Genomic DNA, 20,192 nt, shown 5'->3' on the forward strand with positions numbered 1-20,192 from the left:
AGTCGTCCATCTGGACACGCGAGTTACGCGCTCAAGCACGCGAGTTACAGGTTCCATCACGCGAATGACGCCCCTGAACACGCGAGTTACGGGGTTGGGCACGTGAGGTGCGGGGCGAGAGTGACGGGCCAGGGAGCTTGAGGGGGAGGGAGCGTGAGGGGGAGGGGTTAGTGGCGGATCGGGCGGCGTAGGTGGTAGATGTCCATGATCCAGCCCTTTCGGGAGCGCGCGGAAGCGCGGACGGCGCGGATCTCCGCGGCGAGATCGGCGGACAGGGGACCGGAGAGCAGAAGCTCATCGGGAGTTCCGAGGTAGGCGCCCCAGTAGATCTCCAGGCCCGTATCGACGAGCTGCGAAAAGGTGCAGTTCGCGTCCAGCATCACGAAGACGTCGTCGACGTCCGCGGGCCAGCCTGCCTCGAGACGGCGGCCGGTGGTGACCAGGACCGGACGGCCGATCTGGTTCATCGTGGTCCGGTGCCGGGACGTCAGCGCGGCCACACTGCTGACCCCGGGGATGACGTCGTACTCGAACTCGACGTTGCCCCTGGCCAGTACGGCGTCCAGCAACGTCAGGGTCGAGTCGTAGAGCGCGGGATCTCCCCAGACGAGGAACGCGCCCCGCTCGTCGTGACCCAGGGAAGCGATCATGCTCTCGTAGACGTCGGTCCGGAGCCGGTGCCAGTCGGCGACGGCCTTCCGGTAATCGTCGGGAGTACGGTCGCGTTCGGGGTCCGGCGCCCGGACGACGCGGTAGCCGGGCCGTTCGACGAAGCGGTCGAGGATCTCCTGGCGCAGCGCCGTCAGGTCTTGTTTCTCCGAGCCCTTGTCGAGGACGAAGAACACATCGGTCTCGTTCAGCCGCCGGACGGCCTGGACGGTCAGGTGTTCCGGGTCGCCGGCGCCGATACCGATGGCGGAGATCTTCCTCATTTCGGCAGTGTGCCCGCACCCTCTGTGCAAACCCCTACCCCCACGGGGTATAAAGGAAGTGATCGCTCCACCTGTCCTGTAGAGGAGTTCGTACCGATGGCCGAAGCCACCTACACCGTCAAGGGCATGTCCTGCGGGCACTGCGCCTCCTCCGTCACCGAGGAGGTCAGCGGGATCGCGGGCGTCAGCGCCGTGAACGTGGACGTCGCGAGCGGCAAGGTCACCGTCACCAGCGACGCGCCCCTGGACGTCCAGGCTGTCGACGCGGCCGTCACCGAGGCCGGTTACCAGCTCGTCTCGTGAGCACAGCCGTCAAGGTGTCGGCGTTCGCCGCGGCTCTGGTCGCGGTGTTCGCCGTCGCCTGGGCGATCGGTTCCGCCGTCGGGCCACTGGACGAACCGCCCGCGCCGGCGCCGACCAGCGAACACCACGGGCACCACCCGGGAGGCACGCCGTGAGCGTCGGGACATCCCAGCGGGTCGAGCTGGCCATCGGCGGGATGACCTGCGCGTCCTGCGCCGCGCGGGTCGAACGCAAACTGAACAAGGTCGACGGCGTCTCCGCCACGGTCAATTACGCCACCGAGAAGGCGCAGGTCGACTTCCCCGCCGCGCTCTCGGTCGAGGACCTCGTCGGCGTCGTCGAGTCGGCCGGTTACACGGCTCAGCCGCCCGAACCCGACGAAGACGAGGACCCGACCGGCTCCCTGAGAACCCGTCTCGTCGTTTCGGCCGCGCTCGCCGTGCCGGTGATCGTGCTGGCGATGGTCCCGGCCTGGCAGTTCACCTACTGGCAGTGGATCTCGCTCGCCTTGGCCGCGCCGGTCGTCACCTGGGGCGCGTGGCCGTTCCACCGCCCGGCCTGGACGAACCTCCGCCATGGCGCCGCCACCATGGACACCCTGATCTCGCTCGGCGTGGCCGCCGCCACGCTCTGGTCGCTGTACGCCCTGCTCTTCGGCACCGCCGGGGTGCCCGGTATGCGGCACGGCTTCGAGCTGACGATGCAGCGCGGGGCCGGCGCGGGCAACCTTTACCTCGAGGTCGCCGCCGGGGTGACGACGTTCCTCCTCGCGGGCCGGTACTTCGAGGCCCGGTCCAAGCGCCGCTCCGGTGCCGCCCTTCGGGCGTTGCTCGAACTCGGCGCGAAGGAGGTCGCGGTCCTCAAAGACGGCACAGAGAGCCGCGTCCCGATCGGCGCGCTGAAGACGGGCGACGAGTTCGTCGTGCGGCCGGGGGAGAAGATCGCCACCGACGGTGTCGTGACCGACGGGGGATCGGCCGTCGACCTGAGCATGCTGACGGGTGAAGCGGTCCCGGTGGAGGTGGGCGCCGGGGACACTGTCGTCGGCGGGACGGTCAACGCCGGCGGACGGCTCGTCGTCCGCGCCACCCGGATCGGCGCCGACACGCAGCTCGCGCAGATGGCACGGCTGGTCGAAGACGCGCAGAACGGCAAGGCGCGGGTCCAGCGGCTCGCCGACCGGGTGTCGGCCGTGTTCGTCCCGGTGGTGATCGCGCTCGCGGTCGGCACGCTCGGCTTCTGGCTCGGAGCCGGTAGCGGGGCCGACGCCGCCTTCACCGCCGCGGTCGCGGTCCTCATCATCGCCTGTCCGTGCGCGCTCGGCCTTGCGACGCCGACGGCGCTGCTGGTCGGCACCGGTCGCGGCGCGCAGCTGGGCATTCTCATCAAGGGGCCCGAGGTGCTCGAGTCCACGCGCGCGGTCGACACCGTCGTCCTGGACAAGACCGGCACGGTGACCGCCGGGAAGATGAGCCTCACCGACCTCTTCGGCGACGACGAGACCGAGGTGCTGCGGCTGGCCGCGGCGGTCGAGCACGCTTCCGAGCATCCGATCGCCCGCGCGATCGTCGCGGCCGCCGAAGAGCGGCTGGGCGAGCTGCCACCGGTCGACGGGTTCCGCAACGTCGAGGGCCTGGGTGTGGTCGGCGACGTCGAGGGCAAGACCGTCCTGGCCGGGCGGCCCGCTCTCCTCGACCAGCACGGCATCGCTGTCGGCGACGAGTATTCCCAGGTCAAGACTGCCGCCGAGGAGCGCGGCGCCACCGCGGTCGTCGTCGCCTGGGACGGCGAGACACGCGGCGTGGTCGTCGTCGCCGACACGGTCAAGCCGACTTCGGCCGAGGCGGTGGCGGAACTGAAAGCACTCGGGCTCCGCCCGGTCCTGCTGACCGGCGACAACACCGGTTCCGCGAAGGCGGTCGCCGCCGAGGTGGGCATCGACGAGGTGGTCGCGGAGGTCCTGCCCGCCGACAAGGTCGACGTCGTCAAGCGCCTGCAGGCCGAGGGCCGCGTGGTCGCCATGGTCGGCGACGGCGTCAACGACGCGGCCGCGCTCGCGCAGGCCGACCTCGGTCTCTCGATGGGGACTGGGACGGACGCCGCGATCGAGGCAGGCGACCTGACCCTGGTGCGCGGAGACCTGCGCACCGCCGCGGACGCCATCCGGCTTTCGCGCCGCACACTCGGCACGATCAAGGGCAACCTGTTCTGGGCGTTCGCCTACAACGTCGCCGCGCTGCCGCTGGCCGCGCTCGGCCTGCTCAACCCCATGATCGCGGGCGCCGCGATGGCGTTCTCCTCGGTGTTCGTCGTCACCAACAGCCTGCGGTTACGACGGTTCCGCGGGAACGCCTGATCAGGACCGGACCAGCCGGGCGATGGCGTCGGACGCCTCCCTGACCTTGAGGTCGGCCTCTTCACCGCCCGCGGCGGCGGCGTGGACGACGCAGGTGGCGAGGTGCTCGTCCAGCAGTTCGAGTGAGAACGACTGCAGCGCCTTCGTGGCCGCGGACACCTGAGTCAGGATGTCGATGCAGTACTTGTCCTCCTCCACCATCCGCTGCAAGCCGCGGATCTGTCCTTCGATCCGGCGCAGGCGCTTGAGATAGGCCTCCCGCTCAGTGCCGTAGCCCGTCATTCCGCACCCGTTCTCTCGTCGTTGCCCGTCCCCGGCCACTATACCCACCCAGCGTATGTGCCCGGGTTTCGGAAATTCCCTGATGTCAGGATGTCGAGGACGATCCGGCGGCTCCGACCTTCTCGTGAGCGGCCGGGCACCGGCCGCCGGACGACCAGGAGGAACACCGATGAAGTACATGATCATGATCACGATGAACCCCACCGCGTGGGACGCCCTGCCCGAGGAGGAGCGCAACGAGGTGGTCGCCCGCATCGACCCTTTCATGAAGAAGCTCACCGACAGCGGCGAGCTGCTGGGGACGCAGGCGCTGGCCGAGCCGAAGGAGAGCACGGTGGTGCGGGTGCGTGACGGCGTCCCGGTGGTCACCGACGGCCCGTTCGCGGAGTCGAAGGAGTACCTGGCCGGCTTCTACCTGGTCGAATGCGACAGCAAGGAACGCGCGATCGAGATCGCGGGCCAGATCCCGGACGCGCATATCAACGCGATGGAGATCCGGCCGGTGGTCTTTTCGTCGGGCGACCCCGCTTAGGTCGCGGCCGCTTCGGTGCCGGTGCGGGCTTCGGGCCTGCTCCGGCGCTGAACGGGCACTTCCGGTTTCGGTGAGTCGGGCACGGCCAGTACCGAGCCTGCCTCGGTGAGCAGTTCGCGGCAGCCGACCAGCTGTTTCAGCACGTCATCACGCAGGCGGAGGGCCGCGTCGGCCTCTTGCCGCGCTTCGGTGACCAGGCGCTCGCTCTCTTCGGCGGCGTCGTCGAGCAGTTTCCGCGCCCGGGCCTGCGCGGCTTCGTCCCGTGCGGCGAGCGCGCGCATCGCCTCCGCGCGGCGCCGGGTCATGGCGAGTTCGAAGTCTTCGGCGATCCGCTTCCGTTCCGCCTCGGCCTTGGCGGCCTCTTCGGCGGCGCGCGCGGTGATGTCCTCGGCTTCTTCGCGGGTGAGTTCGAGCATCCGGCGCGAGCGCTCCTGCAGCGCGTCCGGCGCGATCGGCACGCGGCTGATCCGGTCGACCGTGGCCTTCAATTCGCGAATGTCCTCTCGTGCGCCGGTGAGTTCGGCGGCGAGGGCCTCTTCGCGGCGGAGAGCCTCGTCTCGTTCGGCTTCCACTCGTCGAAGTTCGGCTTCCACCTCGCGAACGAATTCCCGGACCTGCGCGCGATCGAAACCACGCCACGCCAGATCGAAGCCGGGCATCTCCATTGGTCACCTCCACAGTGGTCGATGTGTCGCCATTGGGCGCTTTCTCTTGCCACACGGGGCTTTCACCGACCAGTGTGCCTGAAGCCGTGGCGACACGCGCCACGGGTGGGTGGTCTTTGCGTTGAACGGTACGCGCAAGCGGGAAGAAGGGTGAAGCTCCGCGGCGATGGGAGAATGGACGACCATCGCTTACCCCTACTGGAGGTGGCCGCGTGACGAGCAGCCGAATTCGGGTCCCTGGCTGGAATACGGCGACAGCGGCCGAAGGGTATCGCCAGGTCAGAGAGAACTTCGCGATCTTGCTCGCCGATCACGCCGTCGCCGGCGAGCGGGCCGTCCCGGCGTGTCCACAGTGGACCGTGCGCGAGCTGGTCGCACATCTGGCCGAAATCTGCGATCGGGTGATCACCCGGTTCGGTGGCGAGGCCTGCCCGGTACCGGAGACGGCGTCGGCCGCCGAAGTGCTGAAGCTCTGGCTCGAACGCGGTCCCGAGGCCGACACCCTCCTCGCCGCCGACGGCGACGGGAAGGGCCGCGGCGACATCATGGTGATGGACGCCTTCACCCACGAACTCGATCTCCGGTACGCGCTCGGCGTTCCGCCGCCCGGGGCGCACGCCGCCTGGCTGCGGGCATTCGAGGTGCTCGTCCGCGGCCTCGGCGACTCGCTGGGCAGGCACGGGCTGCCCGGGATGCGGATCGAGACCGAGGGCGCGACCTGGATCGCCGGCACCGAGCCGGTCGCCGCGGTGCTCACGGGCGCGCCCGTGGACCTGTACCGATCGCTCGCCGGGCGCCGGAGCCCGGCCCAGATCGCCGCCATGGACTGGCTGGGCGATCCCGAGCCGTGGCTCCGGGCCTTCACCTGGGGGCCGTTCACCCCGCCGGAGAGGGAGATCGAGCGGTGATCAGCCGGTCGGGGACATCGAGGAGAGCGCCGCGGCCAGCGCGAGCACCACGGCCACGATCAGCACCTCGACCCCGACACTGATCCGCAGTTTCCGCAGGTCGGCGGTCACCACGCTGGTGCCGCCGCGGCCGGAGATCCCGCGCCGCACGGCGTTGCGGCTCAGGTTCGCCACCAGCAGCAACGCGGCGAATCCGGTCAGCTTCAGCAGGAAGACGATGCCGTAGGCCGACGTCCAGAGCGCCTCCACCGACGGGACGAGCCGGAAGCCCAGGTAGGCACCGCTGACCACCATGATCACGATCGACCGGGTGGCGATCGGGTGGAACCGCGCCAGCGCGGGCTCGGCCTCGGACGCCGAATACCTGCCGCGCAGGAGCACGGCCAGCTGGATCAGCCCGCCGACCCAGACGGCCATCGCGCCGAAATGCGCCAGATCGGCGCTGACCGAGAGGAACATGATCTTGTCGGCCACCGCGTGCCCGGTCGCGGAAAAGCTCAGCAGCACGATGAACCCGGCGGCGATGCCGAGGTTTTCGTAGCGCGAGCGCAGCCGATCCGGCAGGTCACCCGTGAGCAGCCGTCGCACGATCACGGCGAGTGCGAAGATCGCGGCCAGGCGCAGAAGCAGGAGCTTCCCGTACGCCACCCGCAGGGTCGCCTCGATCATCGCCGGGTCGAAGATCGCACCCACCCCGCGGCCCGCGACGTACGGACCTTGCAGCAGGAATCCGGCCACGGCCGTGACCCCCGAGAGCCACAGACCCGCGGTGATCAGCTTCCGTGCCGACGGGTCGGTGCGGCCCGCCGGGCGGCAGACCAGCAGGAACACCAGCCCGCCCAGCAGCGCGACACCGCCGAAGGAGCCCCAGCGGAAGGTGGTGAACAGCGCGTCGGTCACCGGATCGGTTCCGGTGGAGGCGGACACCGCGCCCGCCGACGTGATCAGGGGGCCGGTGCCGATCACGAAGGCGATCGTGCCGCGCACGGGATGCGAATCGGTCGAGACGAAGGCGTACTCGACGAGATAACTTCCGTCCGGAAGGTCGGGTTCGAGTGCGACGGCGACCTCTTCGGCGACCTCGCCCGGCTGGAACACCGGACCGGACACCACGTCGGTGCCCTGCTGGTCGACGACCTTGATCGAGTTCGGCTGGATGCCGATGTTCTCCGACAGAGTGAGCGAGACTCTGGCGGGGGCCGCCGTGAGCCGGGCGCCGTCGGCGGGGTTCGAGGACAGGAGTTCGACGTGGGCCGAGGCCGGGGCCGCGGTGAGCACCGCGACCCCGAACCACGCCACCAGCGACGCCAGTAGCGCGAAGAGCCTCCTGGTCACGACGCCGCGGTCGCCAGCTCGCGCCGGCTTTCGGGCGAGCACGTGCACCCGGTCAGCTCCCGCTCGACGGCGGGGGCCTTCCGGTGCACGATCATCGCGATGATCATCGGGATGGTGACGATCGTGTTGTAGAACAGGTGCAGTTCCACGCGCGGGATGAACAGCTGGATGATGCTGCTCGGCGCGGTGCCGCCGCCGAGCCGCCAGCCGGTCTGCGCCTGGATCAGCAGGAGCAGGTGTTCGATGTGGTGCCAGAACTGCAGCCCCAGCGCCAGGTTCCACCACTGCCGCGAACGGCCGGCGAAACCTTTGCGCAGGGCGAACAGCGCGACCAGCATGACGATGGCGTACCCGTAGTGCAGCCATTCGGAGCTGATCAGTGCCGGGAAGGGGATCCCGAGCACGCCGCGGGCGTCCGCGGTCTTCCAGCCGAGCGCGTAGATCTGGAACGCCTGCACCAGGTGTTCCGCCCAGTGGGCCACCACGACCACCGCGAAGGCGGCGAGCGCCGCGCGGTGGTATTTCCCGTTGAGCGCGGCGAGCAGACCCGGACGCGAATCGAGTGTGGCCATGAAGGGCTCCTATGACGAAAGACCGACCGGTGACGGATCTTGACAATAGCCCGCGATCCGGAGGTTTCCGTTACTCCGGATTGCTGATCCGACCTGCGGTATTACGCCGGATGGCTCAGCGAACGACGATTCCTTCGGTCACTTTCGGAGCCGCGGGAATGTGGAACAGTTCCGCGAACAGTTCGAGGTATTCGAAGGCGCCTTCGAGGCGGATCTTGCCGGTTCGCGTCGCGTCGGCGGCGGTGAGGTCGCCGGTCAGCAGGTCCTTGATGTACGGGCCCAGCGGTTCGATGACCGCGTCGGCACCGGGGTGCGCGCCCTCCGCGACCTTGAGCGCGCCGTCCTCGACGATCGCGTGCAGGAGCATCTCGCCCGGGTAGCGCAGTTCGTAGGTGACCTGGACGCCCTTGGCCTTTTCGCTCCGGAAGGTCGTGTACAGCGAGAGGATCGCCGAGTCCATCGTGAAGACGTCGTCGGCGGACGGCTGCCCGAGCGACCGGGCGCCCCAGAGCCCGAGGTCCAGCACGATCTGGTCGAGTTCGCTGCCGTACTCGGTGAGTTCGTAGACCACCGCGGCGTCGAGCTGGGGGAGCAGGCGGCGGCGGAGGACCCCGGACTGCTCCAGTTCGTTGAGCCGCGCGGACAGCGTGCTCGGCGGGATCTTGGGCAGTCCCGCCTGCAGCTCGGTGAACCGCTTCGGGCCGAGGACGAGGTCGCGGACGATCAGCAGCGACCAGCGTTCGCCGATGATCTCCAGCGCCCTGGCCAGACCGCAGAACTGTCCATAGGTACGAATGCTCATCCGTCGATCCTCACTTTCGTTTCCGTTGCGGGGAAGGGTGTTCACGCGGGTTCGCCTTCGGAAAGCAGGCCGTGGTGCAGTACCTGCAGTTCGTCACAGGGTTCGACGCCCAGTTCGTGGTTGAGGCGGTTTCGCATCTGACGGTACGTGGCGAGCGCGTCGGAGCGCCGCCCGCTGCGGCCGAGGACGCGGATCAGCTGCCCGTGCAAGGCCTCGTCCAGCGGGTTCGCGGCGACCAGCGAACGCAGTTCGCCGATCAGCTCGTGCCGCATCCCGGCCGCGATATCCGCCTCGATCCGCAGATGCAGGGTGCTGCGCCGCTGCTCGACGAGGTCGACCGAGTACGCGGACAACACCGGTCCACAGTGGACGTTCGCGAGCGGCGGGCCCGACCACAGGGCGAGCGCGGAGCGGAAGGCCTTCGCCGCTTCGGTGTGCTCGTCCCGCAGTTGCAGCTCGCGGCCCTTCTGCTGCAGCTCCTGGAACTCGAAGACGTCCACCTGCTCGGGGGCGATCCGGAACACGTACCCCGGCGGTTTCGTCGCCAGCATGGTCTCACCGTACGGGGCGAGCTCGTTCTCCTCGATGCACTTGCGCAGCTGGTAGACGTAGGTGTGCATGGTGGTGCGGACGCTGCGCGGCGGGTCGTCGGCCCACAGTTCCCGCACGATCGTGTCGATGGGCACGATCTTTCCCGGGCTCATCACCAGCATGGCGAGCACCTGGAGCAGCTTCGGTGTCGTCGGCGCGTAGTCGAACCCGTCCCGCACGAGTTCGAGCGGGCCGAGGAGGGTGAAACGGACGGGGCTTGCGGGCGGGACCGGAATCGGGTTGTGTGCCGAGCCGTGGTGCGTGTCCGCTACTCGTGATCCGGTGTACATCGCAAGCGCCCTCCAGCTCGATACGCGTCGAGACCTGAATCCCAGTACTTCGACAGTGGCAGAGCGGCACGGCGCGGGCCAGTGAGCCGTCCACCAGCTGTCGCGTGTGTGCGTCCCGGAAGAACGTGGGTTTTTCATGTCCGACGCGTGAATCGCGCACTGGCCGGGGCGGAGCCCGCCGAGCAGGATTCGAGAATCGAACCGACCTACTGGGGGTCCACATGCGTGAGGCGTCGTCCACGTCCGGTCCGATCAGCGGTGGCCTGGGGTTCAAACGGCATCTGCGCGCGGAGATCCGCGAAGGGACCGGTGCCTATCTGTTTTCGGAACAAGGGGTCATCGCGATCCGCGGCGCGCAGGTCGCGTCGGTCGCGGCCCTGCTCGACGGCACTCGTGACCTCGACGGGCTCCTGTCCGCCCGCCCGGACGGGATGAGCGCCGAGCAGGTCACCGGAGTACTGGCCAGGCTGGTGGAGGCGGGTCTGGTCACCGTCCACGTCCCGGACGAGATGAGCGGGGACGAACGCGCGCTCGCGTACTGGGACGCGTGCGGTCTCGACGCCTCCGCGGTGGCCGGCCGTCAGAAGCCGTCGACGGCGAGCCTGACCGCTATCGGTGGTGACATCGACACCTCGCAGGTGGCGAGCGGGCTGGCCGCGAGCGGGATCGAAGTCGTCGACACGGCGTCCGAGCTGGCCATCGTGCTGTGCGACGACTACCTCGACCCGCGCCTGGCGGAGATCGACGCCGAGCACCGGCGTACCGGGCGGCCCTGGCTGCTGGCCAGGCCGTCGGGTTCGCAGGTGTGGATCGGCCCGATCATGCAGCCCGGCCGGTCCGGCTGCTGGCACTGCCTGACCAACCGGCTGTGGGGACACCGGCACGCCGAAGCCTGCGTGCAGGAGGTCCTCGGGCACGACGGCCCCGCCTCGTTCCCGATGCCCGCCGTGCCGCCGCTGACCGCGGCCGCGTCGCATCTGATCTCCCTCGAAGCGGCCAAATGGCTGGCGGGACACCGCTATCCGGGGCAGCAGGCCGTGTGGATCCTGGACACCCTCGACCTGCAAGGGCGCCTGCACGAACTGCGGCGCCGTCCCCAGTGTCCCGAATGCGGTGACGAAGGGATCGTCGCCGCGCGGACGGCCGAGCCGGTGGTGCTGCAGGAGGCCAAGAAGGCGACGTCGGGCGGTGGCGGGCACCGGACGCTCACCCCGGTCGAGGTGCTCGACCGCTACGGGCACCTGGTCAGCCCGGTCACCGGGATCGTCAAGGAGATCGCCCGCGACCCGCGGGCGCCGGCGTTCATGAACGCGTACCGCTCCGGGGGGAACGTCGCGCGCCGCGTGCGCGGAGAGGCGGGGTTGCAGGCCGGGCTGCGCGGGGAGAACGGTGGCAAGGGCGCGAGCCCGATCGACGCCGAGGTCGGCGCGCTGTGCGAGGCGATCGAGCGGTTCTCGGCGAACTACCAGGGCGACGAGCTGCGGATCCGCGACACCTTCCGCGCGCTCGGCGAGGACGCCGTCCACCCGAACACGTGCATGCTCTTCGACGAGCGCCAATACCGGAGCCGCGCCGAGTGGAACGCCGCGCACGCCGCCTTCCAGTTCGTCCCGGAGCGGTTCGACGCCGAAGCCGCCATCGACTGGACGCCGCTGTGGTCGCTTTCGCGGCAACGCCGGAAGCTGATGCCGACCGCGTACCTCTACTTCGGGGTGCCATGGGAGTGCGGGCGCGGCGGGCTGCGCGCGGACTCCAACGGTTGCGCGGCCGGGAGCAGCATCGAGGACGCGATCCTGCAGGGACTGCTCGAACTCGTCGAACGCGACGCCGTCGCGCTGTGGTGGTACAACCGGCTTCCCGTTCCCGGCGTGGACATCGCGTCGTTCGACGACCCGTGGGCCGAGGAGATGGTCGGCCAGTACGCGCGGGCAGGCCGGGAACTGTGGGTCCTCGACCTGACGGCGGACCTCGGTGTTCCGGTGATGGTCGCGCTTTCCAGGAGTATCGTCGGGCCGCGCGAAAACGTCATGATGGGCTTCGGCGCCCACCTGGATCCCAGGACCGCGCTGCGGCGGGCGGTCAGCGAGCTGAACCAGCTGCTCCCGGCGGTGCTCGCGAACGACGTCGAACTCGACGATCCCGACGCGGCGCGGTGGCTCCGGTACGCCACGGTCGCGAACCAGCCGTATCTGCTGCCGGCTCCCGGCCGGTCGGCGAAACGGGCCGCGGACTTCAAGTTCGTCCGGCGTCCCGGCGTCCGTGACGACGTGGAGTGCTTGGTACGCAGGCTTTCCGTACTGGGAATGGAGACGCTGGTGCTGGACCAGACGAGACCCGACATCGACCTCCCGGTGGTCCGGGTGGTCGTTCCGGGGCTGCGTCCGTTCTGGAGCCGCTTCGCTCCCGGACGGCTGTTCGACGTGCCGGTGCGCCTTGGCAGGCTCGCCGAGCCGACTCCCTACGAGCGGCTGAATCCCTTCCCCATGTTCTTGTAGAGCAAGCTGGAGCAACAGTTGACGACAGATCCCCCCGGCGGTGTGGCCGAAACGATCCCCCTGTGGTCGCTCACCGACGACAGCCTTGTCGAAATCAGTGAGGACGGCTCACTGGTGGTCGTCACGCGCTGGGGCGAGCACGAATTCCCGGACGCGGAACCGCTGGTGCTGGAATCGTTGCGGCGTATGGCTTTGGGGCCGGTGTCGCTGGCGAACGTGACGTCTTCGTGGGAGCCCGTCGAACGGGAGCCCGATCTCGAAGGCGAACTGAGCTGGACCGCCGAGGGCGCCGACGCGCTGCGGCAGGTGCTCAAGGAACTCGGCGGTTCCGTGGTGCGCTCGCTCGGTCTCGCCGACGGCCGCGGTCCGCTGCTGTCGGTGATCCCGGCCGTGCTCGCGCCGGTGTTCGCGCCGGTGGAGATCCCCGCCACGCGCCCGATCCGGTTGTCCCGCTTCAGTTCCCTGCGTTCCGACGCCGACGGGATGGGGCTGGAGTCGCCGTCCGCGCGCTACCGGGTCGTGCTGTCCCAGCCGTGGGCGGTGCACGTCGCGGCGACCCTCGCTACGGCGAAGTCGGTCGGGGAGATCGCGACCACGACCGGGATCGATCGCGGTGTGGTCGGCGCGATCGTGTCCTATCTGGTCGCCGCGGGCGTCGTCCAGGCCGCCGGGGAGAACGGCAGGTTCGCCGAGGACGACGATCCCGAACTGGGCGTGTGGTCCCCGGACGAGCTGTCGTTCCACACCACGAGCCGCACCTGGCGGCCGGGCGGCCCTGCCGACCTCGCCGGTCTCGGGAATCCGCCGGTCGTCAAGGCCCCCACCGGCGAAGGCCCGAGCTATTCGCTGTTCCGGCCGGATCTCGCCGACCGCGCCGAGACCGATCCGACGCTGACGGCGTTGCTGGAGAACGACCACATCTGCCCGGAATTCACCGAAAGCGTGCTGTCGGCCGAGCAGATCGGCGAGTTCCTGTTCCGCGGCGCGCGGATCCGGTCGATCGGGCCCGCGCACCTTCCGAACGGACCCGCGCACAGTGCTTCGCAGCGGCCGTACTTCAGCGTCGCCTGCCTGTACGAACTCGAGCTGTACGTGTCGGTGAACCGTTGTTCGGGGCTGGATCGCGGGATCTACCACTACGATCCGCTCGACCACCGGCTCACCCTGGTGAACGGCGAGGCGGCCGATCTCGACGAGATGCTGGACATCGCGATGATCGGCGGCGGCAACCACCGGCGCCCCTCGGCGTTGATCACCGTCACCGCGCGGATGCCGCGGATGGCGTCCGTGCTCGGAGGTGGCGCGTACGCCACGACGCTGGCACATGTCGGCGCTTTGCAGCAGACGCTCTACCTCGTCGCCCGCGCCATGGGACTGGCCGCACACGCCGTCCCGGTGGACGCCGGCGACCGCGTCGACCGCGCCCTCAAACTCGACTGGCCCGCCGAGGTCGGCGTCGGTGAATGCGTGCTCGATTTCCCGGTTTGACGTCGAGGTGCCCTTGAGGGGTAAGGCAAAGGTGTCGGGTGGGGTGCTCCCCTCCTCGCTGGCGTTGCGAAAGCAACCTTCGACGTTGCGAAAGTGGCTTTCGCAACCTGCCACCTTTGGCTTACCCCTCAGGTCCCGAAACGCCACCCGCGACGGTGTGCCGGAGCCGTTCGTGCCACCGGCCCGACCGCCCGCCGATAGCGCACGTTCGGACAACTCCCCACGGCCCATCTCGATCGCATGTCGAGCCCGCTGAAATCGACGACGCGTTAGCTGGCGTACAGAGAAAAGCGACAGCGAATCCGAGGTTGGTCTGATGCAGCTACGAACAGTCGCCACGGCGGCGAACGAGGAAGGCGTCACCGAACCCGGTCGGCACTCCGAGCCGGCGTCCCCCTTGCAACCTGCGGTGCTGCAGGCCATCTCCGCGATGCACGCGAGGTATTTCGACCCGATCACCTTGAGCGATCTGGCACAGGAAGTCTTCGTCAGCCCGTTCCATTTCTCGCGGATCTTCGCGAAGGCGACCGGCGTCACCCCCGGCCGCTACCTGACCGCGATCCGGCTCTTCGAAGCGAAACGACTGCTGCTGACGACATCGCTGACAGTGTCGGACATCGTGTGCAGCGTCGGCTACAGCAGCGTCGGCACGTTCACGAGCCGCTTCACCCGTGCGGTCGGGATGACCCCGACCCAGTACCGCGACCCCGAGGTCGGCGAGCTGCTCGTGGCGATGGCCCCGCACTTTCAGCGGCTTCCGACCCTGGAAGCGTTGCACAGCGCGGGAATGGGCAGCCCCACGATGCGAACCGGCACCGGCACGATCAGCGTGCGGGTCGAGACCCCGCGCGGGGCCGGTCCGGCGACCGTCCTCATCGGACTGTTCGCCGAGTCGATCCCGCAGTGCGGCCCGGTCGCCTTCGGTGGCAGGGCGAACGTCCTGTCCGCGGACATCGAGATCCAGAACGTCCCCGAGGGCCGGTGGACCGTCATCGGGGTGGCCGAGCACGCCGCCGGGACCGCGGCGTCCTCGTTCTCCATGGGCACCCTGCCCAGCAGTGTCGACATCACCCCGTACGGCATGGTCCACCTGCGGATGCCGATGCGGGCCCCGCTGCCGACCGACGCGCCGATGGCGATCACCCTCGCCGGTGGCCCCACGTCGGCCGGGAACCGGATGGCAGCGCCCGCGCCAGGGTATCTGCGCGCGGTGGCCTGAGCGAAATCGTTCCCGCGTTCTCCCGGCCTCGCAAACCGGGAGAACGCGGACGCAACCGTGGAGTAGCTGGGCCATCACCACGCATGTGACGCTTTAAGCGATCCAGAATTCGAATCCACCCGGTTAGGGGGAGAGTGCGTTGGGCAATGGTTGGCGCACGATCAGACGCCGCATGATCACGCCGGACGTCTCCGAGACGTCACTGGACAAGCGCGGTTTCCACAAGAAGAGCCCAGCCGCTCAGGAATTGCTGGAGACCGTCGGTGAGAAATTCCTGCTCGGCTACGCGCACGCGGTGGAAGCGCGTTCCTTCGAGCAGGCGGAAGAATGGCTCGAACGTATTCCGGTGAAATACCGCGGCTTCGCCTACGAAGGCGCGGGAATGGGTTACGGAATGCTGGACGGACTGCCGGGCGGCGGACGCCGTCATATCGAGGGTTTCCTCGACGGGCCCGGTGAGAAGCACGACTACATCATCTACGTCGGCGTCGGCTGGGCGATGGCGCGGCTGCCGCGCTTCCGCTGGCCCTCCGCCGAGGACTTCGATCCGTTGCTGCGCTGGCTGGTGCTCGACGGCTACGGCTTCCACCAGGCGTACTTCAAGACCGCGAAGTACATCGACGGGCAGTTCCAGGACCCCGGCTTCTCCTGGCCGCCCGGCAACGACGGGTATGCGCTGCGGGCGATCGACCAGGGCATCGGACGGGCGCTGTGGTTCATCTGCGGTACCGACGTCGACCTGGTCGCCGACGCGATCGCGCGCTTCCCTGAGCGGCGCCACGGAGACCTCTACGCCGGTGTCGGGCTCGCCTCGACCTACGCGTGCGGTGTCACTTCCGACGAACTGCTGAAGCTGGCCGAGTTCGCCGGCGAGTACCGCGGGAATCTCGCCCAGGGCAGCGCTTTCGCCGCCGAAGCCCGCGTCCGCGCCGGGCTGCTGATCCCCGAGACCGAGGTCGCCACGCGGGCGATCTGCGGGCTGCCCGCCGAGCGGGCCGCGGCCATCACCCAGGAGGTGCGCCCGGCCACCGTGGTCGACGGCGAACTCCCGGCATTCGAAACCTGGCGACAGCGCATCGCCACCGAGGTACTCAACTCTGGAGGTGCAGGGAAATGACCGCGACCTTGGGCTGGCTCCGCAAGCAGCTTGCGGGCATCGTGGCGTTGTTGCTGATGGCGGGTCTGTTCGTGGTGGCGCAGCTGCCCACGGTCTCGACCGCCGAGGCCGACACGATGGCCTCGAAGTACGCGTTCGAACCACTGACGATCGCCTTGCCGGAAGCGGCGAAGAGCCAGTCGATCCGGACGGTGAACAAGGACTACGAGCACATCCGCGCCTGGATCTCGTCGGTCGGCGCCGCGATCGCGGTCAACGACCTCGACGGAGACCGGCTCGCGAACGACCTGTGCTTCGTCGATCCGCGCAGCGACCAGGTCGTCATCACCCCGACGCCGGGCAAGGGCGGCGACCGCTACGCGCCGTTCGCGCTCGACGCGGCGCCGCTGCCGATGGGCAAGTACATCGCGCCCATGGGCTGCGTGCCCGCGGACTACAACGAGGACGGCCGGGTCGACCTGCTGGCCTACTACTGGGGCCGCACCCCGATCCTGTTCCTCTCGAAGCCGGGCGCCACGAAGCTGGAGCCGAAGGCCTACGAGCCGGTGGAACTGGTGCCGGGCAACAACGCCAAGAACGGCGAGTACAACGGTCCGCTGTGGAACACCAACGCCGCGTCGGTCGGTGACTTCGACGGCGACGGCCACCAGGACATCTTCATCGGCAACTACTTCCCCGACAGCGCGGTGCTGGACGAGCGCGTCGCGGGCGGGGTCGAGATGAACAAGTCGATGTCGCACGCGGACAACGCCGGCGGCAAGTACATCCTGCGGTTCACCGGCGCCACCCAGGGCGCGAAGCCGACCGCGACGTTCGCGCTCGACGACAAGGCCATCCCGGCCGACGCCCAGGGCGGCTGGTCGCTCGCGGCCAGCGCGACCGACGTCGACGGGGACAACCTGCCGGAGCTCTACATCGGCAACGACTTCGGGCACGACCGCTTGCTGTACAACAAGTCCCGCCCCGGTCACATCGAGTTCGCAGAGGTGAAGGGCGTCCGCGGGCCCAACGACCCGAAGTCCAAGGTGATCGGCAACGACTCCTTCAAGGGCATGGGCGTCGACTTCGCCGACCTCGACCACGACGGTCTCTACGACCTGTACGTCAGCAACATCACGACGTCCTGGGGTATCGAGGAAAGCCACTTCCAGTTCATGAACACCGCCAAGGACACCGCGGATCTGCGCGGCCGTCTGCAGGGCGGCGAGGCGCCGTGGGTCGATCGCAGCGCGCAGGCGGGCACCGCGTGGTCCGGCTGGGGCTGGGACGTCAAGATCGCCGACTACAACAACAGCGGCGAATCGGTGATCACGCAGGCGACCGGGTTCGTCAAGGGTGACGTCAACCGCTGGCCGCAGCTGCAGGAACTGGCGACCTCGAACGACGAACTGCTGAAGCACCCGTCGTTCTGGCCGAACATGGTGGCCGGTGACGACGTCGGTGGCGACCACACCCTGCACTTCTGGGCCAAGAGCGCCGACGGCCGCTACACCGACCTCGCCCCGCGCCTCGGGCTCGCGGTCCCGGTGCCCACGCGCGGTATCGCCACGGGCGACGCCGACGGTGACGGCAAGCTCGACTTCGCCGTGGCACGCCAGTGGGAGCAGCCGATCTTCTACCGCAACGTCAGCCCCGACTCCGGGTCGTACCTGAACCTGAAGCTGGTGCACGACAAGGCTTCGGCGGACGGTCCGCTCAAGGCGGCCGGCACCGCGGCGATCGGCGCGCAGGTCACCGTCATCACCCCCGACGGCAAGAAGTACATGGACCGGGTCGACGGCGGCAGCGGCCACTCCGGCAAACGCAGCCACGAGATCCAGATCGGACTCGGCAAGGTCACCGGGCCGGTGAAGGTCTGCCTGCAGTGGCGCGACCTGACCGGGCAGATCCGCACGCAGGAAGTCCAGCTGACCCCGGGCAGCCACACCTTCCAGCTCGGCGCTCAGGCTAAGGAGAAATGACCGTCATGGCTGAGCAGACACTCACGGCACCGAAGAGCAACAAGACGATCACGGCCCTTCGCCGGTTCGCGATCTCGATCACGATCTTCAACATCATCGGCTACACCGTGCTCGGTTTCGAGCAGCCCTACACCTATCCGTTCATCGCGCTGGCCACGGCCTACGCCACGGAAATCCTGCTGGAGATCATCGGCGCCAGGACACAGGGCCGTGGCGTCCGCTTCCGGGGCAACGGTTTCAAGGGGCTCGTGGAGTTCCTCTTCCCGGCGCATATCACCGGTCTCGCGCTGAACATGCTCACCTACGTCAACGACCAGGTGCTGGTCATGATGTTCGGTGTGGTGGTCGCCGTCGGCGCCAAGTGGGTACTGCAGGCCCCGGTGCGCGGCCGCTTGCGGCACTACATGAACCCGTCGAACTTCGGCATCACGATCATCCTGCTGGTGTTCCCCTGGGCGAGTATCGCGCCGCCCTACCACTTCACCGAGCAGGTCGATTCGTGGGTCGGCTGGCTGATCGTCGGCATCATCATCGTCTCGGGCACCGTCCTCAACGCGATGCTGACGCAGCGGATGTGGCTGATCGGCGCCTGGCTGATCACCTTCGCGCTCCAGGCGATCATCCGTGGGTGGATGTTCGACACCGCCATCCCCGGCGCGCTCGGGATGATGACCGGGGTGGCGTTCGTGCTCTACACGAACTACATGGTCACCGACCCTGGCACGACCCCGTCGAAACCCGCGTCCCAGATCCTGTTCGGTTCGGGCGTGGCGCTGGCGTACGGGTTCTTCATGGTCGTGCACGTGGCCTACGGCCTGTTCCTCGCCACCGCGCTGGTCTGCCTCATCCGCGGCGGGTTCCTTTGGGGCCTGCACTTCTCCAAGAAGGCCACCGAAAAGTGGGAGGCCGAGCAGGCGAAGTCGGCCGAAGTCACTTCCCTGCCCAAGCCGGCCGACAAGCCGGAGACGGAAACCGGGGCCGTGGCGGCATGACCCACGGTGCGGAAACCAGCCGGGCGGCGCGTCTCGCGCCGCCCGGCCCGCCGCGCCGGGCGACCTTCGGTCTGCTGAAGAAGCTCTTCACCGACCGGCTGGCGCTCATGTCGGACTCGGCGGAGGCGCACGGGGACGTCGTCCGGATCGCGATCGGTCCCAAGACGATGTACCTGGTGAACCACCCCGATCTGGCGAAACACGTGCTCGCGGACAACGCGGCCAACTACCACAAGGGAATCGGCCTCCAGGAGGCGAGGCGGGCGCTCGGCGACGGGCTGCTCACCAGTGACGGCGACGTCTGGAAGAAGCAGCGCCGGACCATCCAGCCGGTGTTCCAGCCCAAGCGGATCGCGCGGCAGGCCTCGGTCGTCGCGAACGAGGTCGAAGGGCTCGTGAAACACCTGCGGGACACCGAAGGACCGGTGGAGATCCTGCACGAGATGACCGGGCTGACCCTCGGTGTGCTCGGCAAGACGCTGCTCGACGCGGACCTCGGCGGCTTCACCTCGCTGGGGCATTCGTTCGAAGCCGTGCAGGACCAGGCGATGTTCGAAGCGGTGACGCTGAGCATGGTCCCGCAGTGGGCCCCGCTGAAGAAACAACTGCGGTTCCGGGAATCGCGGGCCGACCTCCGCCGTATCGCCGACGAACTCGTCGAACAGCGGCTGGCCAACCCGGTCGAGAACGGCGAGGACGTGCTCTCGCGCCTCATCGCGACCGACGGGACCCGCGAGCAGATGCGGGACGAGCTGATCACCCTGCTGCTGGCCGGGCACGAGACGACGGCGAGCACGCTGGGCTGGGCGTTCCACCTGCTCGACGAGCATCCGGAGATCGCGGCGAAGCTGCGCGCGGAGGCCGACGCGGTACTGGGCGACCAGCTGCCGACGCACGACGACCTGCACCGGTTGCCGTACACGGCGAGGGTGGTCGAAGAGGTCATGCGGCTGTATCCGCCGGTATGGCTGCTGCCGCGGGTGGCGCAGGCCGACGACGAGATCGGCGGCTATCACGTCCCCGCCGGATCCGACGTCGTCGTCGTGCCCTACACGCTGCACCGGCATCCGGAGTTCTGGCCGGAGCCCGAGAAGTTCGACCCGGACCGGTTCGATCCGGACCGGCCGAGCGGACGGCCCCGCTACGCCTACATCCCGTTCGGCGCCGGGCCGCGGTTCTGCATCGGCAACAGCCTCGGCGTGATGGAGGCCGTCTTCGTGTTGACGATGGTCCTGCGCGACCTCGAACTCAGGAAGCTCCCCGGCTACGAAGTGGTGCCCGAGGCGATGCTGTCGCTCCGGGTGCGGGGCGGGCTGCCGATGACCGTGCACACCAGGAACAGGAGGTAGGTT

The 20,192-nt window shown here is 68.8% G+C and carries 19 protein-coding genes; 12 read left to right on the plus strand and 7 right to left on the minus strand.

Features of this window, described 5'->3' with window-relative positions; all coding sequences use genetic code 11:
• Positions 1–167: 167 nt before the first annotated feature.
• Positions 168–932 (minus strand): precorrin-6A synthase (deacetylating), encoded by a 765-nt coding sequence (cobF, locus tag ACFVM3_RS33970; protein ID WP_378443999.1) that lies wholly within the window; start codon positions 930–932, stop codon positions 168–170.
• A gap of 96 nt (positions 933–1,028) precedes the next feature.
• Here cobF and ACFVM3_RS33975 point away from each other — a divergent pair, with 96 nt between their 5' ends.
• From ACFVM3_RS33975 to ACFVM3_RS33985, 3 genes are read left to right on the plus strand one after another with little or no spacing between them, the layout of a single operon-like run.
• Positions 1,029–1,235 carry a heavy-metal-associated domain-containing protein gene (locus ACFVM3_RS33975; protein WP_340684150.1) on the plus strand — a complete coding sequence of 69 codons (207 nt, stop codon included), beginning with the start codon at positions 1,029–1,031 and terminating at the stop codon, positions 1,233–1,235.
• Positions 1,232–1,390, plus strand: a complete 159-nt coding sequence (locus ACFVM3_RS33980; RefSeq protein ID WP_378444000.1) for a hypothetical protein — start codon at positions 1,232–1,234, stop codon at positions 1,388–1,390. The genes ACFVM3_RS33975 and ACFVM3_RS33980 overlap by 4 nt, the downstream gene beginning before the upstream one ends.
• Positions 1,387–3,591 (plus strand): heavy metal translocating P-type ATPase, encoded by a 2,205-nt coding sequence (locus ACFVM3_RS33985; protein ID WP_378444001.1) that lies wholly within the window; start codon positions 1,387–1,389, stop codon positions 3,589–3,591. Before ACFVM3_RS33980 ends, ACFVM3_RS33985 begins: the two co-directional genes overlap by 4 nt.
• Here the strand turns inward: ACFVM3_RS33985 and ACFVM3_RS33990 are convergent, their stop codons facing one another.
• Positions 3,592–3,873 carry a metal-sensitive transcriptional regulator gene (locus tag ACFVM3_RS33990; RefSeq protein WP_007034631.1) on the minus strand — a complete coding sequence of 94 codons (282 nt, stop codon included), beginning with the start codon at positions 3,871–3,873 and terminating at the stop codon, positions 3,592–3,594.
• A 169-nt stretch (positions 3,874–4,042) separates the two neighbouring features.
• On the opposite strand from ACFVM3_RS33990, the gene ACFVM3_RS33995 reads away from it, so the two are divergent.
• Positions 4,043–4,405: a YciI family protein gene (locus ACFVM3_RS33995; protein ID WP_378444002.1), complete on the plus strand. Its 363-nt coding sequence runs from the start codon at positions 4,043–4,045 to the stop codon at positions 4,403–4,405.
• Here ACFVM3_RS33995 and ACFVM3_RS34000 read toward each other — a convergent pair.
• Entirely contained in the window at positions 4,402–5,070 is a 669-nt protein-coding gene (locus tag ACFVM3_RS34000) for a M protein (RefSeq protein WP_378444003.1), read from the minus strand. The genes ACFVM3_RS33995 and ACFVM3_RS34000 overlap by 4 nt on opposite strands.
• 212 nt (positions 5,071–5,282) lie before the next feature.
• Between ACFVM3_RS34000 and ACFVM3_RS34005 the strand changes: the two genes are divergently transcribed.
• Positions 5,283–5,978 (plus strand): maleylpyruvate isomerase family mycothiol-dependent enzyme, encoded by a 696-nt coding sequence (locus ACFVM3_RS34005; protein WP_378444004.1) that lies wholly within the window; start codon positions 5,283–5,285, stop codon positions 5,976–5,978.
• Here the strand turns inward: ACFVM3_RS34005 and ACFVM3_RS34010 are convergent, their stop codons facing one another.
• The 4 genes from ACFVM3_RS34010 to ACFVM3_RS34025 form a co-directional block, all read right to left on the minus strand.
• A complete protein-coding gene (locus tag ACFVM3_RS34010; RefSeq protein ID WP_378444005.1) occupies positions 5,979–7,313 on the minus strand; it encodes a copper resistance CopC/CopD family protein in 1,335 nt (444 codons plus the stop codon).
• Complete coding sequence (locus ACFVM3_RS34015; RefSeq protein ID WP_378444006.1) at positions 7,310–7,885, minus strand: hypothetical protein; 576 nt, start codon at positions 7,883–7,885, stop codon at positions 7,310–7,312. Before ACFVM3_RS34015 ends, ACFVM3_RS34010 begins: the two co-directional genes overlap by 4 nt.
• Before the next feature lie 115 nt (positions 7,886–8,000).
• Positions 8,001–8,687, minus strand: a complete 687-nt coding sequence (locus tag ACFVM3_RS34020) for a winged helix-turn-helix transcriptional regulator (protein WP_378444007.1) — start codon at positions 8,685–8,687, stop codon at positions 8,001–8,003.
• Between the two features lie 41 nt (positions 8,688–8,728).
• Entirely contained in the window at positions 8,729–9,568 is an 840-nt protein-coding gene (locus ACFVM3_RS34025) for a BTAD domain-containing putative transcriptional regulator (protein WP_378444008.1), read from the minus strand.
• A 221-nt stretch (positions 9,569–9,789) separates the two neighbouring features.
• On the opposite strand from ACFVM3_RS34025, the gene ACFVM3_RS34030 reads away from it, so the two are divergent.
• The 7 genes from ACFVM3_RS34030 (at position 9,790) to ACFVM3_RS34060 (ending at position 20,189) form a co-directional block, all read left to right on the plus strand.
• A complete protein-coding gene (locus ACFVM3_RS34030; protein ID WP_378444009.1) occupies positions 9,790–12,063 on the plus strand; it encodes a TOMM precursor leader peptide-binding protein in 2,274 nt (757 codons plus the stop codon).
• 42 nt (positions 12,064–12,105) lie between these two features.
• Positions 12,106–13,551 carry a SagB/ThcOx family dehydrogenase gene (locus tag ACFVM3_RS34035; protein ID WP_378444022.1) on the plus strand — a complete coding sequence of 482 codons (1,446 nt, stop codon included), beginning with the start codon at positions 12,106–12,108 and terminating at the stop codon, positions 13,549–13,551.
• Between the two features lie 316 nt (positions 13,552–13,867).
• Positions 13,868–14,770, plus strand: a complete 903-nt coding sequence (locus ACFVM3_RS34040; protein ID WP_378444010.1) for a helix-turn-helix transcriptional regulator — start codon at positions 13,868–13,870, stop codon at positions 14,768–14,770.
• A gap of 160 nt (positions 14,771–14,930) precedes the next feature.
• Positions 14,931–15,887 (plus strand): DUF1702 family protein, encoded by a 957-nt coding sequence (locus ACFVM3_RS34045; protein ID WP_378444023.1) that lies wholly within the window; start codon positions 14,931–14,933, stop codon positions 15,885–15,887.
• Positions 15,884–17,848 carry a CRTAC1 family protein gene (locus ACFVM3_RS34050; protein WP_378444011.1) on the plus strand — a complete coding sequence of 655 codons (1,965 nt, stop codon included), beginning with the start codon at positions 15,884–15,886 and terminating at the stop codon, positions 17,846–17,848. Before ACFVM3_RS34045 ends, ACFVM3_RS34050 begins: the two co-directional genes overlap by 4 nt.
• Positions 17,845–18,840, plus strand: coding sequence for an enediyne biosynthesis protein (locus ACFVM3_RS34055; protein ID WP_378444012.1), 996 nt, complete (start codon positions 17,845–17,847; stop codon positions 18,838–18,840). Before ACFVM3_RS34050 ends, ACFVM3_RS34055 begins: the two co-directional genes overlap by 4 nt.
• Positions 18,837–20,189: a cytochrome P450 gene (locus ACFVM3_RS34060; RefSeq protein WP_378444013.1), complete on the plus strand. Its 1,353-nt coding sequence runs from the start codon at positions 18,837–18,839 to the stop codon at positions 20,187–20,189. Before ACFVM3_RS34055 ends, ACFVM3_RS34060 begins: the two co-directional genes overlap by 4 nt.
• Positions 20,190–20,192 lie beyond the last annotated feature (3 nt).

This window comes from Amycolatopsis sp. NPDC057786, assembly GCF_042797905.1.
GTDB lineage: Bacteria > Actinomycetota > Actinomycetes > Mycobacteriales > Pseudonocardiaceae > Amycolatopsis.

Bases quoted from the DNA above. Each gene is read 5' to 3' on its own strand.
- ACFVM3_RS33975 (WP_340684150.1), top strand. From the start codon at position 1,029: ATGGCCGAAGCCACCTACACCGTCAAGGGCATGTCCTGCGGGCACTGC.
- ACFVM3_RS34015 (WP_378444006.1), bottom strand. From the start codon at position 7,885: ATGGCCACACTCGATTCGCGTCCGGGTCTGCTCGCCGCGCTCAACGGG.
- ACFVM3_RS34040 (WP_378444010.1), top strand. From the start codon at position 13,868: ATGCAGCTACGAACAGTCGCCACGGCGGCGAACGAGGAAGGCGTCACC.
- ACFVM3_RS34030 (WP_378444009.1), top strand. From the start codon at position 9,790: ATGCGTGAGGCGTCGTCCACGTCCGGTCCGATCAGCGGTGGCCTGGGG.
- cobF (WP_378443999.1), bottom strand. From the start codon at position 932: ATGAGGAAGATCTCCGCCATCGGTATCGGCGCCGGCGACCCGGAACAC.
- ACFVM3_RS34020 (WP_378444007.1), bottom strand. From the start codon at position 8,687: ATGAGCATTCGTACCTATGGACAGTTCTGCGGTCTGGCCAGGGCGCTG.
- ACFVM3_RS34060 (WP_378444013.1), top strand. From the start codon at position 18,837: ATGACCCACGGTGCGGAAACCAGCCGGGCGGCGCGTCTCGCGCCGCCC.
- ACFVM3_RS33990 (WP_007034631.1), bottom strand. From the start codon at position 3,873: ATGACGGGCTACGGCACTGAGCGGGAGGCCTATCTCAAGCGCCTGCGC.
- ACFVM3_RS33995 (WP_378444002.1), top strand. From the start codon at position 4,043: ATGAAGTACATGATCATGATCACGATGAACCCCACCGCGTGGGACGCC.
- ACFVM3_RS34055 (WP_378444012.1), top strand. From the start codon at position 17,845: ATGACCGTCATGGCTGAGCAGACACTCACGGCACCGAAGAGCAACAAG.
- ACFVM3_RS34000 (WP_378444003.1), bottom strand. From the start codon at position 5,070: ATGGAGATGCCCGGCTTCGATCTGGCGTGGCGTGGTTTCGATCGCGCG.
- ACFVM3_RS34025 (WP_378444008.1), bottom strand. From the start codon at position 9,568: ATGTACACCGGATCACGAGTAGCGGACACGCACCACGGCTCGGCACAC.
- ACFVM3_RS34050 (WP_378444011.1), top strand. From the start codon at position 15,884: ATGACCGCGACCTTGGGCTGGCTCCGCAAGCAGCTTGCGGGCATCGTG.